Origin of the sequence: Burkholderia sp. MSMB1078WGS (assembly GCF_001528895.1) — a bacterium.
Classification (GTDB): Bacteria; Pseudomonadota; Gammaproteobacteria; order Burkholderiales; family Burkholderiaceae; genus Burkholderia.
This window is the reverse complement of the sequence record NZ_LPDI01000040.1, coordinates 74,571-87,335: the sequence shown is the minus strand read 5'-3', so window position 1 is coordinate 87,335 and position 12,765 is coordinate 74,571. Positions and strand designations below refer to the sequence as shown.

Annotated in this window: 15 protein-coding genes and 1 tRNA gene; 10 read left to right on the top strand and 6 right to left on the bottom strand. The window is 61.4% G+C overall.

Going from position 1 to position 12,765, the window contains the following annotated elements; all coding sequences use genetic code 11:
* Positions 1 to 7 precede the first annotated feature (7 nt).
* On the top strand, positions 8 to 634 hold the full coding sequence (locus WT24_RS10995; RefSeq protein WP_060033470.1) for a LysE/ArgO family amino acid transporter: 627 nt from the start codon (positions 8 to 10) through the stop codon (positions 632 to 634).
* Between the two features lie 3 nt (positions 635 to 637).
* On the opposite strand, the gene WT24_RS10990 is transcribed toward WT24_RS10995, so the two are convergent.
* Together WT24_RS10990 and WT24_RS10985 are read right to left on the bottom strand one after the other, a co-directional pair.
* Positions 638 to 1,804, bottom strand: a complete 1,167-nt coding sequence (locus WT24_RS10990) for a mandelate racemase/muconate lactonizing enzyme family protein (RefSeq protein ID WP_060033467.1) — start codon at positions 1,802 to 1,804, stop codon at positions 638 to 640.
* 345 nt (positions 1,805 to 2,149) lie between these two features.
* Positions 2,150 to 2,494, bottom strand: a complete 345-nt coding sequence (locus WT24_RS10985; RefSeq protein WP_060033464.1) for a cupin domain-containing protein — start codon at positions 2,492 to 2,494, stop codon at positions 2,150 to 2,152.
* Between the two features lie 900 nt (positions 2,495 to 3,394).
* Between WT24_RS10985 and WT24_RS34290 the strand changes: the two genes are divergently transcribed.
* Positions 3,395 to 4,264: a hypothetical protein gene (locus WT24_RS34290; RefSeq protein WP_156441785.1), complete on the top strand. Its 870-nt coding sequence runs from the start codon at positions 3,395 to 3,397 to the stop codon at positions 4,262 to 4,264.
* A gap of 181 nt (positions 4,265 to 4,445) precedes the next feature.
* On the top strand, positions 4,446 to 4,568 hold the full coding sequence (locus tag WT24_RS35270; RefSeq protein WP_257127469.1) for a hypothetical protein: 123 nt from the start codon (positions 4,446 to 4,448) through the stop codon (positions 4,566 to 4,568).
* A gap of 3 nt (positions 4,569 to 4,571) precedes the next feature.
* Here WT24_RS35270 and WT24_RS10975 read toward each other — a convergent pair whose 3' ends face one another.
* Positions 4,572 to 4,802 carry a hypothetical protein gene (locus WT24_RS10975; RefSeq protein ID WP_060033459.1) on the bottom strand — a complete coding sequence of 77 codons (231 nt, stop codon included), beginning with the start codon at positions 4,800 to 4,802 and terminating at the stop codon, positions 4,572 to 4,574.
* A 123-nt stretch (positions 4,803 to 4,925) separates the two neighbouring features.
* On the opposite strand from WT24_RS10975, the gene WT24_RS35745 reads away from it, so the two are divergent.
* From WT24_RS35745 to trmB, 5 genes are all read left to right on the top strand, one after another.
* Positions 4,926 to 5,396 carry a DUF4236 domain-containing protein gene (locus WT24_RS35745; protein ID WP_179949337.1) on the top strand — a complete coding sequence of 157 codons (471 nt, stop codon included), beginning with the start codon at positions 4,926 to 4,928 and terminating at the stop codon, positions 5,394 to 5,396.
* Positions 5,397 to 5,401: 5 nt separating this feature from the next.
* Entirely contained in the window at positions 5,402 to 6,091 is a 690-nt protein-coding gene (locus WT24_RS34285) for a hypothetical protein (protein ID WP_179949336.1), read from the top strand.
* Between the two features lie 807 nt (positions 6,092 to 6,898).
* Entirely contained in the window at positions 6,899 to 7,585 is a 687-nt protein-coding gene (locus tag WT24_RS34280) for a hypothetical protein (protein ID WP_156441783.1), read from the top strand.
* A 317-nt stretch (positions 7,586 to 7,902) separates the two neighbouring features.
* A tRNA-Gly gene (locus WT24_RS10970) sits at positions 7,903 to 7,977 on the top strand.
* Positions 7,978 to 8,110: 133 nt separating this feature from the next.
* Positions 8,111 to 8,878, top strand: a complete 768-nt coding sequence (gene trmB, locus WT24_RS10965; protein ID WP_059791627.1) for a tRNA (guanosine(46)-N7)-methyltransferase TrmB — start codon at positions 8,111 to 8,113, stop codon at positions 8,876 to 8,878.
* Between the two features lie 126 nt (positions 8,879 to 9,004).
* Here trmB and WT24_RS10960 read toward each other — a convergent pair whose 3' ends face one another.
* The 3 genes from WT24_RS10960 to WT24_RS10950 all read right to left on the bottom strand — a co-directional run bounded on the left by WT24_RS10960 (position 9,005) and on the right by WT24_RS10950 (position 10,813).
* Positions 9,005 to 9,835: an undecaprenyl-diphosphate phosphatase gene (locus WT24_RS10960; RefSeq protein WP_059499875.1), complete on the bottom strand. Its 831-nt coding sequence runs from the start codon at positions 9,833 to 9,835 to the stop codon at positions 9,005 to 9,007.
* A 79-nt stretch (positions 9,836 to 9,914) separates the two neighbouring features.
* Positions 9,915 to 10,496: a DUF1439 domain-containing protein gene (locus WT24_RS10955; RefSeq protein WP_060033455.1), complete on the bottom strand. Its 582-nt coding sequence runs from the start codon at positions 10,494 to 10,496 to the stop codon at positions 9,915 to 9,917.
* Positions 10,493 to 10,813: a YkgJ family cysteine cluster protein gene (locus WT24_RS10950; protein WP_059791950.1), complete on the bottom strand. Its 321-nt coding sequence runs from the start codon at positions 10,811 to 10,813 to the stop codon at positions 10,493 to 10,495. The genes WT24_RS10955 and WT24_RS10950 overlap by 4 nt, the downstream gene beginning before the upstream one ends.
* A gap of 172 nt (positions 10,814 to 10,985) precedes the next feature.
* On the opposite strand from WT24_RS10950, the gene hemN reads away from it, so the two are divergent.
* A complete protein-coding gene (gene hemN, locus WT24_RS10945) occupies positions 10,986 to 12,377 on the top strand; it encodes an oxygen-independent coproporphyrinogen III oxidase (RefSeq protein ID WP_060033452.1) in 1,392 nt (463 codons plus the stop codon).
* A 95-nt stretch (positions 12,378 to 12,472) separates the two neighbouring features.
* Entirely contained in the window at positions 12,473 to 12,730 is a 258-nt protein-coding gene (locus WT24_RS10940) for a hypothetical protein (protein ID WP_059499872.1), read from the top strand.
* Positions 12,731 to 12,765 lie beyond the last annotated feature (35 nt).

Here is a 12,765-nt window from a genome sequence, read left to right as displayed (position 1 = left end):
CCCGCTCGTGCTCGACACCTCCGCCTTCCTCGAAGGCCTGCTGCTTGGCGCCGGCCTGTTCACGTCGGTCGGTCCGAAGGACGCCTTCGTCATCAAGCGCTCGATTTCGGGCCCTCACCTGCTCTCCATCGCCCTCGTCTGCGCGGGCAGCGACGCGCTGCTGATCGCGCTCGGCGCGCACGGGCTGTCGTCGTTGCTGTCGCGCCATCCCGGCGTGGTGGCGGCCGCACTGTGGGCCGGCATCGCGTATCTCGCCGGTTACGGGCTGCTTGCGCTGCGCGCGGCGATCGTCGGGCGGCAGCCCGCGCACGTCGACGGCGCTCCCGCTCGCAGCGAACCCACTCGGTCGCGCACGGTGCTCGCGGCCGCCGCGGTTTCGCTGCTCAATCCGTATGCATGGATCGATACGGTGCTGCTGCTCGGGACCATGATCGCGAGCCACACGCCGTCCGCGCGCGAGCCGTTTGCGATCGGCGCGATGACTGCTTCGCTGGCGTGGTTCCTGATGCTCGCGTACGGCGCACGCGCGTGCCGTGCGTGGTTCGCTCGGACGCTCGCGTGGCGCGTGCTCGATGGCTTCGTCGCGGTGACGATGCTCGACTTCGCGGTGCGTTTCGCGATCGACGCGCTTTAGGCGTCAGCGGTCCGACGCCGAAACCGTGCGGAATGCGTCGTGCGCGTGGGCATGCAGTTCGAACCCGATACCCGGCGCCTGCGGCACGCGCGCGTATCCCGCGTCGACGATTTCGCCATCGGCGAGTCCGCTGAACGGATGGAATGCGAACGGACTGACTTCCGCGCCGCCGAGCCCCAGCGCCGCGACGACGTGCAGCGAGAACAGATGGCCGCCATGCGGCCAGAACGCGTCGCGCCGCCAGCCGCGCGACACGAAGTGATCGACGATCTGCAAATAGCCCGGCAGCCCGTAGCTGTGCACCGGATCGAACACCAGCACGTCGCGGTCGGCGCGCAGGCCGCCGTAACGGTCGAGCAGCTTCGCCTCCGCAAGCGAGAACAGCGCTTCGCCGGCCGCGATCGGCGGTGCGTACCGCGTCGCGACGTCTGCCTGGAGCGGCAGGTCGAGCGGGTCGCAGATATCCTCGAACCACCAGAGACCGAACGGCGCGAGCATGTCGACGGCCTGGCAAGCGGTCGTCGCGTCGTACGTGTTCATCGCGTCGACCGCGAGGTGCGATGAACCGGCAAGATGCGCGGCCGCGGCTTCGATGCGGCGCCGGTCCTGATCGAGATTCGCGCCGCCGATCTTGATCTTCGCGTGCGTGTAGCCGAGATCGACGATCCGGCGCATCTCGTCCGACAGGCGCGCGAGATCGTCATGCGGATAGCGATAGCCGCCGCCCGCGTACACGCGCACGCGTGGTGCTGTCGCCCGCTGGAGGCGGTCGGCGAGAAAGCCGTGCAGCGGCAGGCCGGCGATCTTCGCGGCGGCGTCCCAGATCGCCATGTCGATCGTGCCGACCGCGACGCAACGTTCGCCATGTCCGCCCGGCTTCTCGCCGGTCATCATCGCGCGCCATGCGCGCAACGGGTCGAGGTTCGTGCCGGTTTCGTCGGCGAGCGTGTCGGCCGCGGCCAGCAAACGCGGCGCGAACCGTTCGCGGATCAGGCCGCCCTGCGCGAAGCGGCCGATCGACGCGTAGCCGTAGCCCGTCACCGGGCGGCCGTCGCGCACGACGTCGGTGACGACCGCGACGATGCTCGTCGTCAGGCCGCCGGACGCAATCGCCGGATCGGCATAGCGGGACACGGGAATCGCACGTTCGTGAATCGCGGTGATGCGCATGGTCGGGCTCCGGAGGGGTGTCCGGCGCAGGCGGAAGGGTCGTGCGCTGCAGCGGAAACGATGGGCGGATCGCTGCATCTTAGGGGTTTGCGCGGCAGCGTGCAGGACCGACGGCGCGCGTCATCGTGTCGTCGCCGGACAACCGCGTGTCGCATACGTTACGTCGCGGGTTGCAGTCGGATAACGGAGCGCGCCGAGCCTGTCACCACGCTCGGCGCGCTGTTTCCGAACCGGTCGACTTTTATCGAACCGGAATCCTCGTTTGCCCCTCCTGGCTTCGTGAACCGGAAGGATGTGGGCGATGAGGGTATGCCTGACGCGGATTGGGTCGAATCGATCGCCCGCTCAGGCGAACACGAAGTACTTGCGCACCGTCTCCACCACTTCCCACGTCCCCTTCATGCCGGGCTCGATCACGAACACGTCGCCGGCTTTCAGGTGCACCGGCTCCTCGCCTTCCGGCGTGATGATGCAGTAACCGTCGAGGAAGTGGCAGTACTCCCATTTTTCGTAATTCACCTCGAACTTGCCCGGCGTGCAGATCCACGTGCCCATGATCTTGCTGCCGTCCTTCGAGACGTACGCGTTGAGGTTCACGGTGTGCGGATCGCCGCCGATGCGCTTCCATTTGGTCGCGTCAACGACGGGCATCGGGCAGGTTTTGCGCAGAACGGTGATGAAATCGGACATGTCGGCTCCAGGCTAACGATCGTGTGAGAGGCCTGTCACGTTAGTTCGAAAGCGTTGTCGCGACTTGTATGCGTCCGACACCGACTCGTCAATTTTCGACATCGGCTGGTGGGCAGGCACGCTGCCGTCGCGGTTATCGTGTGGCTGCGGCGGGCTCTCTCGTTACGGTCGAACTGCCTGTGTAGCTGGCGCATCGAGAGGGCGCGCGCTCCACGAACTCGAAGTCCGTTTGCCGACATGAACGAAAACGCATTCTGGTAGAGCATGCGCGCGACGAGGCCTTCGCCGCCGGTAGGCCAGAGAATGCGGGCGCCGTTTGCCCGAACTGCCGTCGACGACTTCACTTCTCAGAAAATGCTCGTGCGTACCGAGAAACGCTCTATGGAAAGGTGTCCGATCTGGTACGCGAATAGATAGCTCAGGAATTGTGCGGGCGATCGCTGTACGTCGCCCACGCCGATTCGATGAGCCTCGCGTCCACTTCGCCGGCCTCGAACCCCGGAACGTCTTCGAGAAGCATCAGCAAACTTTCGGTGAAATCTGCTCGCGAAAGCTTGCAGCCAAAGTCTTCGCGAACTGCCGTAGACAGCTCGCGAATCTGGTCAATGGCCAGCGGCGGTAAATCGTTGGGGTGTTTGATGTGCCCGTGTGACGACTATCCCGGCAGGTCCGGGGTCTATACAACAACGTGAACGGTTCGCGCCTCCGAAATATGTGGAAACCCACCGGCTTCCAACGACTCACACATAAAGGCTCAACATCCGATTGAAAAGATGAACAAACCGCCCACTATTCTATCGATTGAATTACCTCCCGATAGTCTAATCTTTATAAAATGACCACACTCACTCAAGAACCATCAATAAAATTCAAAAGCAGAATGGATGAAAAATATCAAATATGAGCAGAGCAACGACCCACCGAATTCTATCGATTCGATTATTCAGAAAAAACAAAAGAGAAACCAATGCACCCAATCGGAAATGTTTTGGGCCAGTCGACATTGCAGCCATACTAGCGATCCTCACATTGATTTTGTGTGAATTTCTATTTCCACTTGCCGACAAGGATTTTGACGATCAGGCATCTCGACCTTTAGTGACACTGAAGCTACTTTCAACTCCGGCGGTAGATGCAATGGATCGATTCCACAAGGCACGCGCCGAATTTTATCGAAACACGATGGGACACACTCGAGATATAGGTACCATAGGGGCAGACGCAGACTATCTTCTGGGGTTGCAGCTTCAATACCTATCCTACTATCGTGTCGCCAGCATCGTCTTGATCGATGAGATGAATCATATAGAAATGCTGGGAAGCGACATACCAAATCTCGACAAACTAAATTCAACAAAAAATGTTTTGTCATCCCTAAAGGAAATTCTAGCACTTCAGCCTAAACTTAATGAATGCATTCAAACGGCTTTCACACAACAACAAGCAATCGACGCACCCCTGCGAAAAGGCCCCACCGACAGCACCAGAACTTCGCTGATGATATCGACATTGAACACACTGCCAGATTTGATTCGCGACAAAACTGCACATTGGCTGCAGTGTCAAAACAACCTCCTTGAATTCGATCAGCGATTGAATGAAATGACAATCGCTTATCCATCAATTGTTGAGCAATTGGAGTCCAGATCCGAACAGCAAAGGAAAACGCGGACGGTAATGCGTTGGATTGCGACCTTGTTGCTCTTCTACTGCGGACGGCTGTATAGGCGTCGATGGATGGAGGCAGCGTCGTCAACGCTAGGTGGGTAAAACAATGGATGCTTCGAAAACCAAAAATCACGCCAGCGGATGCGCATAACGATATCAGCCAGTGGGAACGCGGCACTCGGATGCCGACCTTGCATCGCTCCAGCAGCTCAGTGGCGCACTTGGCTGCTCAATAGACCAGCTATTGCAGCGTGGATCGAGACGGCCGGACGACCAACTGGCCATGATCGCCGATGCACTTGATGGACTGGATAGTGACGAACGGGGACTCGTCGTGAATTTCGTTCAGCAATTTGCCGACATGCTCAAGGCCAAACATCCAGCCAAGAGCAAGCGGCGCAAATAGCGATCAGGACTCGAAGCGACGGGCGCTGTATTCGGCCCACGCCGATTCGATCCAGTCCGCAGGGACATCGCCCGTCTCGTAACCCGGCACGTCTTCCAGTAGAGCTAGTAGATGGTTGGCGAATACGGCTCGCGAGAAGTCATTGCCGAACGCGTCTTGAATGGATTCCACCAGATCCCGAATCTGGTCGGCGGTCAGCGGCGGGAAGTCGTCGTGGTGTTTGATGTCGTCCATGCGACGACTATCCCGGCAGGTCCGTGGTCAATACAACGAGGTCTCACCGGCTCAACCAGCTGTATGTCATCGTCGCGATATGTGATACTTCCACAAAAATTGAACTAGATACGGGGCGTCATCGTGGGGCTGATATTCAGAAAATCGATTAAAGTAGGGCCATTCCGCTTCAATCTTTCCGGGTCCGGCGTTGGAGTGTCTGTCGGGGTGCCGGGATTTCGGATCGGAACTGGCCCACGCGGTAACTACATATCGATGTCAGGCGGAGGATTTACCTACCGCACTTCTCTCGGCTCCCGAAGTCCTCACGGAGTATCATTCCCTGAGGCCATCCCCGCATCTCGCGAGGATGCAGAACCTCGTCAGGGACAACGTTTTATCCCAAGCGGTAGCACTACAGTCGCGCCGCTCGAGGTTATTCAGTCAGCTGATGTCCGGCAACTTTCTGATACTGATTCCGCGGACTTAGTCGAGGAAATCAATGTCAAGCGGCGCAAGTTCGCGTTTGGTACTGGCCTCTCGTACTGCTTGGCGTACTTTGGCTTGAAGCACTGCAAGTTGATGGCGCGTCGAACTCCGTCTTTATCGGCGTAGTGGCCGTGCTATCGATCGCGACACTTGCCGGATGCTACTGGTTGTATCTATGGGACGAGGCTCGCCGCAGCACCGTCCTCTTTTACGACTTTGACGACGTTGCTGCACAGACATATGAACATGTTCTGAGTGCCTTCGAAGCGCTACGTGACTGTCGTGCCGCATGGCGTATTTTAGCGAGCGGACAAGTTCTGGACGGACGATACAACGCAGGGGCGGGGCAGACTCTGAAACGCAAACCTACTTCGCTAGATACTGGCGGTGTGAAGCATGTCAAGTGCAACATTGATGTGCCTTGTTTGGAAGCCGGCCGCAATCGGTTCTATTTTTATCCAGACCGCGTATTCATAGTCAGCGGAAGACATGCAGCCGTGTGTACTTACGACTCGCTCGACATCCGGACACGACCGACACTCTTCGTTGAAGAAGAGCAGGTTCCATCCGACTCTAATGTCGTGGACCACACTTGGCGCTTCGTCAACAAGAATGGTACGCCGGATCGGCGCTTCAAGAACAACCGGCAGATCCCAATTGCTCAGTATGAGGAACTGCGGATGTCTTCTGCACAAGGCATCCAAGAGTGCTTCCAGTTTTCGAAAGTCGGTGCGGCGAAATCATTTGTTAGCGCGCTGACGCCACTAGGTCGATACGGAGCAACTGTCGGACGGCATTCGCCGCAACGCAGCGCACGTTGAGTTATCGACGCAGCTGACTTGGGCTCTCCTCAGCACGAAGATGCTCTATCCAATGTCGAACCAGCACGACCTGCGACGCACCAAGTTCTTGCTTGTCGTGGGTACGGGTCGCTAGCTGTAGATCGACCGCGCCCGGCCGGCGCCATAGCAGCGGAATCTCACGTCGGCCACCAGCTTCAGCATCCTCTACTCCACGCCACTCATTTCTTTCTAGTCGTTTGCCGCTGTGAAAGCGCCGAGCCAGCTGCACTCTTTGAAGCCGCACTTGTTCGACCATCACGAAGTACTTTCGAAGCACTGGATGCGGCACTTGATGATGTGACTTTCTTGGGAGCGGCCACCTGCGAGAGAGCACTGCCCGCAGCAGTTTTTGAATTTTTACCAGTGGAGCCGTTCGAGAGAACCTGCGACGCACTGTGAGCGGCCTTCGGTCCCGTAACTTTACTTTTCATCTTTTCCCCGAATAGATTGATCATTTGGGATTATTACTGCACTCCAGTATCACACATCCCTTCCCAATCCCCCTGCATCGTTTACCCGAACCGGACTAGTGGCCGGAATCGTCCCGATGCTGGGAACTCATCCATGCGACAATCCCGCTGATGGAGCGCCGCTCAACGCAACGACTTAGGTCATTGGGATTTGATAGTCAGCTCGTGTCATCCCAATACGACCGTTCGAACCTACGACATCAAGGCCCGTGCCACGATCAAGCGCGTAATCACTGAAGGTCATCGTGTGCCTATCGATCGGCGCTCCTCTAGCATAGAAGTGTATCCTTACTATAACGAAGGAAAGGAGTTAGCAGTGTCAGAAGCACTGGATATTGCGGGAGAAGTAATTTTAGCAAGCCTGTTCACGGACTTTACCCAACGCAACCTCGGTTCCGAAGCATTGCATAGCGGGTACATTGGACCCACTATCTCTGCAATCAAGCACGAGATTCTTGCGTCCGGTAATTTCACGAATGTTGACTTCGATCTGGCACTGAAGCAGTTGGAGGAGCAGAGATTCGTCGACACCGGGCCGTGGAAAGCGTTTGAAAACGACCCCTACTCGTCGGTAGTCTTTATCGGTGGTTTCTCTGCGCGAGAATACGTCTATCTAACCGAGCGTGGTTATCGACAGGCGAAACCGTCACCTCGGTCTAGTGGCAGTGGCCAGAGTGTGGCCAGCGTCCATATTTCTGGCGGGACGTTTCACCAATCGCAAATCGGAATCGGAGATAACGTACATCAGCATCTTTGCGTTGATATCTCGAACGATGCAGCAACTGTCGACTATCTGCTCGACCTGCTAAAACGCTCAGGACAGCCTGTGGATGACGCAGCACGATCACATATCACGGAAATGGTAAGCAACGCGAACGCTGGAAATCTCGCAACAGTCAAGCCGGTATTTCAGCGCTTCTTCGGGGCGGTTGCGGACGGTGTGAAGCAGATCGCCTGGGGAGTGATCACAGCGATTATCACCAAGCAAATCGGCATGAGCTAACTGGTTATCATCTCCGCAGCCGAAGATCATCGGTGGCCAAGGTGTATGCGCGGCCCGCTGGTTAGTTATACGGACCAAGCAACGCGAACAAAGACCCGTTAGGCGGCGCAATGTGCGCTGCCTAATTAAAGCAACAAGACGCTCTCTAATCTCAGGGGCTACATACTAGGCAACGTCCGCCACCCGCACTCAGTGGCAGTAGTGGGTGCTGCCAGCGACGCCACCGCCCCAGCATCGAGCCATGCCAGTTTCGCTGCCACCGCCCAAAACCGCCCGCTTGCCATCCCCACCCAAACCCCTGTACAATTACCCGTTCTGCGGGCGTCGTATAATGGCCATTACCTCAGCTTCCCAAGCTGATGACGTGGGTTCGATTCCCATCGCCCGCTCCACTTTCCGGCTGCACGGCAGCCTGCGCAAAAGCCGCCTCGTCGAAGGCGGCTTTTTTGTACCATGTGCCGGTTCCCCGGCGCACTGCTGCGCGCAACGGGCCCCAAGCCCGCAACAACGCCATTCTCTGTACCGATGATGCACGACGATCCGAACGAAGCCGGCCTGCCGCCACGCGACGACGCCATTTCCGACGAAGCGCCCGAAGGCGCCGACGCAGTCAACCCGCTGCACCACCGCCGCATCCGCAGCTTCGTGACGCGCGCCGGCCGCGTGTCGACCGGCCAGCGCCGTGCGCTCGACGAATTCGGCCCGCGCTTCGTCGTCCCGTATGCGCCGGCACTGCCCGACTGGGACGCGATCTTCGGCCGCAGCGCGCCGCGCATCCTCGAGATCGGCTTCGGGATGGGCGCATCGACCGCGGAAATCGCCGCAAACCGCCCGGGCGACGATTTCCTCGGCGTCGAGGTGCACGAGCCGGGCGTCGGCGCGCTGCTGAAGCTGATCGGCGAGCAGGATCTGACGAACATCCGCATCATCCAGCACGACGCGGTCGAGGTGCTCGAGCACATGATCGCGCCGGAAAGCCTCGACGGCGTGCACATCTTCTTCCCCGATCCGTGGCACAAGGCGCGCCACCACAAGCGTCGGCTGATCCAGCCGCCGCTCGTCGCGCATCTCGCGTCGCGCCTGAAGCCCGGCGCGTACATTCACTGCGCGACCGACTGGCAGAACTACGCGGAACAGATGCTGGAAGTGCTCGGCGCGGAACCGACGCTCGAAAACACGGCCGCCGACTACGCGCCGCGCCCCGACTACCGCCCGGTGACGAAGTTCGAGCGGCGCGGGCTGCGGCTCGGCCACGGCGTGTGGGATCTGGTGTTCCGCAAGCGCGCAGGCTGAGCGCCCGGCCGGCGCACTACCCGGCGGCCCCGCCAAATGAAACGGCCTGATCGGCAATTGCCGATCAGGCCGTTTTTCATGACGCCCGCGATGCGCGCCGGACCCGACCGGCGTATCTGCCCGGCATCACGCCCAGTTCAGCCATCCGCTGTATCCCACCAGCAGCACGAACAGCCCGAACGCGATCCGGTACCACGCGAACACCGTGAAGTCGTGCGTCGCGACGTAGCGCAGCAGCCAGCGCACGCACACGAACGCGCTGACGAATGCCGAGACGAGCCCGAGCGCGAACAGGCCGAGCGAATCGACGGTGAACGCCTGCCAGTCCTTGACGGTTTCGTAGAGCGTCGCGCCGAAGATGATCGGAATCGCGAGAAAAAACGAGAATTCGGTGGCCACGCGCCGGTCGAGACCGAACAGCATCCCGCCGATGATCGTCGAGCCCGAACGCGACATGCCGGGCACGAGCGCGAAGCACTGCGCGATGCCGACCTTGAGCGCGTCGAGCGGCGTCAGCGCATCGACCGACATCACGCGCGGCGGCTCGCTGCGTTCGCGCTGCCGCGCCTCCGCCCACAGGATGATCGCACCGCCGACGACGAGCGCGAACGCGACGGGCACCGGCGAGAACAGCACGGCCTTGATCTTCTTCTCGAACAGGAGGCCGAGCGCGATCGCGGGAATCGTCGCGATCACGACGTTGAGCGTGAAGCGCTGCGCGTCGGGTCGGCTCGGCAGCCCGGACACGACGGACACGATCCGTTGCCGGTATTCCCAGCAGACGGCGAGGATCGCGCCGAACTGGATCACGACGTCGAACGTCTTCGCGTGCGAATCGTTGAAATTCAGGAAGCTGCCCGCGACGATCAGGTGACCGGTGCTCGACACCGGCAGAAATTCCGTCAGCCCCTCGACGACGCCGAGGATCAATGCCTTGCAGATCAGGATCCAGTCCATCCGTGGCCCAACTCCGAAATGGTCGAAAGAAAAGGCCACTCTTGCGCGCGCGGCCCGCCCGGCCGTGCGCGCCCCGTCGTCACTTCTCGACGATCGCCACGCGTATGCCGTTTGTAAGGATCGTAATTGTACCGGGTTCGTAGTTCACCCCGGCAAATTGGAGTTGTTCCGGCTTGAACGTGTAGATCGGATAGTTGGTCAGCAGCTGCGTTGCGAGCAGGCCGGCAGCCGCGCCGACCTGCTGCGCGTACATCTGCGCGTCGCCGTCGAGCACGAGGCTGTCGACGGCCGGCGCCTTCAGCACGACCGAGCGGCTCGGCGCGTCGTACGCGAGCTGGCCCGACACGGTGAACTTGCCGCTGACGGGCTCGCGCAGGAACGGGCTCGCGAAATGGGCATCGAGCTGCACGGCGACGCGGTTCTGGTCGGGCAGCAGGTTGACGGCCGGGTTCGCGAGCGACACGTCGACCACCTGCGCGACCGTCTTCTGGTACGGAAACTTGCGCGCGACGGCCTTCTGCACGTCGCCGCGCGAGAACGTGTAGTGATCGGGGATGAACGGGAACGTCGATGCGCACGCGGCAAGCGATACGCACACACCGACGGCGCCGACAGCGGCAGCGAGAAAACGGCGCCGGCCGGGCGCGCGAGGGACGGTCATGCTGAACTCTCTCCTGGATGCGCCGGCCGCGTCGCGACCTCGAGGCGCGTGAGCCACGCGAGCGCGTCGTCGCGCGACGCGCCGCACATGTCGGCGGACGGCTGCAGCCCGGAACAGCACGCAGGACGCTCGGGCCGGCCGAAAATCATGCAGCGGAGGTCGTCGCCGAGCTGCGCGCAGCGCACGCCGGCCGGCTTGCCGTCGGGCATGCCCGGAATCGGGCTGGAAATCGACGGCGCGATGCAGCACGCGCCGCAGCCCTCGCGGCACGCGTGCGGCGGCGGGACTTCGGCGGGCGCCGGGCGAACAACAGGCATTTCGACGGACACTCGGCTCTCTCGACGAACAACGAAAAACGGTGCGGCAACCGGACGCGGCATCCGGCGGCCCCACCCCGCATTGTGCCATCGCCGGCTGCGACGTTATTACACAATGCAGCCCGATCGGGCGTTCATATACTCGAAAGCATCTAAAAAACGCGAGACCGTCATGCGTTCTGGTTCTGCCGACACGATGTTCCGTCCCGATTTACTCGCGAAATACGGCGCGAACGGGCCGCGCTACACGTCGTACCCGACCGCGCTGCAATTTCGCGACGATTTCGATCCGGCCGACTACGTACGCGCAGCCGGCGACCCCGGCGCATCGTCGAGCGACCTGTCGCTGTACTTCCACATCCCGTTCTGCAACACCGCGTGCTTCTACTGCGGCTGCAACAAGATCGCGACCAACAACCACCGCCGCGCGCGCCCGTATCTCGACCAGCTCAAGCGCGACATGGCGCTGCAGGCCGCGCTGTTCGATCCGTCCCGCCCCGTCACGCAACTGCACTGGGGCGGCGGCACGCCGACCTTCCTGTCCGACGACGAAACGGCCGAGCTGATGGCGGCCACGCGCGAGCATTTCGTGCTCGCGCCGGACGCCGACGCCGAGTTCTCGATCGAGATCGATCCGCGCACCGTCACGCCGGCGACGCTCGTCCACCTGCGCACGATCGGCTTCAACCGGCTGAGCCTCGGCGTGCAGGATTTCGATCCGATCGTGCAGCAGGCGATCAACCGCATCCAGCCGCGCGCGATGACCGCCGACCTGCTCGCCGCCGCACGGGCGACCGGCTTCCATTCGGTGAGCGTCGACCTGATCTACGGGCTGCCGCACCAGACGGTCGCCGGGTTCGCGCGCACGCTCGATACGATGATCGAGCTGGCGCCCGACCGCCTGTCGGTGTTCGGCTACGCGCACATGCCGCACCTGTTCAAGATGCAGCGGCAGATCGACGATGCGGCGCTGCCGCCGCCGGAAACGCGCATCGCGCTGCTTGGCCTCGCGATCGACATGCTGACGTCGGCCGGCTACGTGTACATCGGGATGGATCACTTCGCGCGGCCGTCCGACGAACTCGTGCGCGCGCAGCGCAACGGCACGCTGCAGCGTAATTTCCAGGGCTACAGCACGCGCGCGGATACCGACCTGATCGGCTTCGGCGTGTCGTCGATCGGCAAGGTCGGCGACGTCTACGCGCAGAACGCGAAGGACCTGCCCGCATACGGCGCCGCGCTCGACGCGGGCCGGCTGCCGATCGCGCGCGGCGTAAGGCTCACGCCGGACGACCGGCTACGCCGCGACGTGATCACGCAACTGATGTGCAACCTCGAACTGCCGTTCTCGCATGTCGAGGCCGCGCACGGCATCCGCTTCGCCGATCATTTCGCGCGCGAGCTCGACGCGTTGCGCCGGTTCGAGCGCGACGGCCTGCTGACGATCGCACGCGATCGGCTGACGATCCATCCGGCCGGCCGGATGGTCGTGCGCAACATCGCGATGGCGTTCGACGCGTACCTCGGCCAGACGCCGCGGCAGCGCTACTCGCGCACGGTCTAGGGTGCGGTTCGCGCGGGTGCCTCGTGGGTGCCCGCCGCACGCGGGTGGCCCGTTTGATAGAGTGTGAGGCTTACATCCGCTTCGCCAGCCCCAAGATGCGCACCACCAAAGCGACCCACGCGGTCGAACGTCTGAAGACCCGCTCCGGCAACCCGCAATTCGCGGCCGTCGCGATGGCGGGCGGCCTGTTCTATCTCGTCGACCGCTCGGGCGGCACCGCCGAGAAGTGCTGCGAGCCGCTGCCGCTCGACGCGTTCGTCAAGTTCGTCGACGAATTCGGCCCCAAAAAGCCGCGCAAGGCGAGCAAGCTCGACCTCGCCTTCGAGGCGCAGATCAAGAAGAGCAAAGGGTAAAGGTCTGTTGCAGGCCGCCTGAAGGCTTCGCTGCC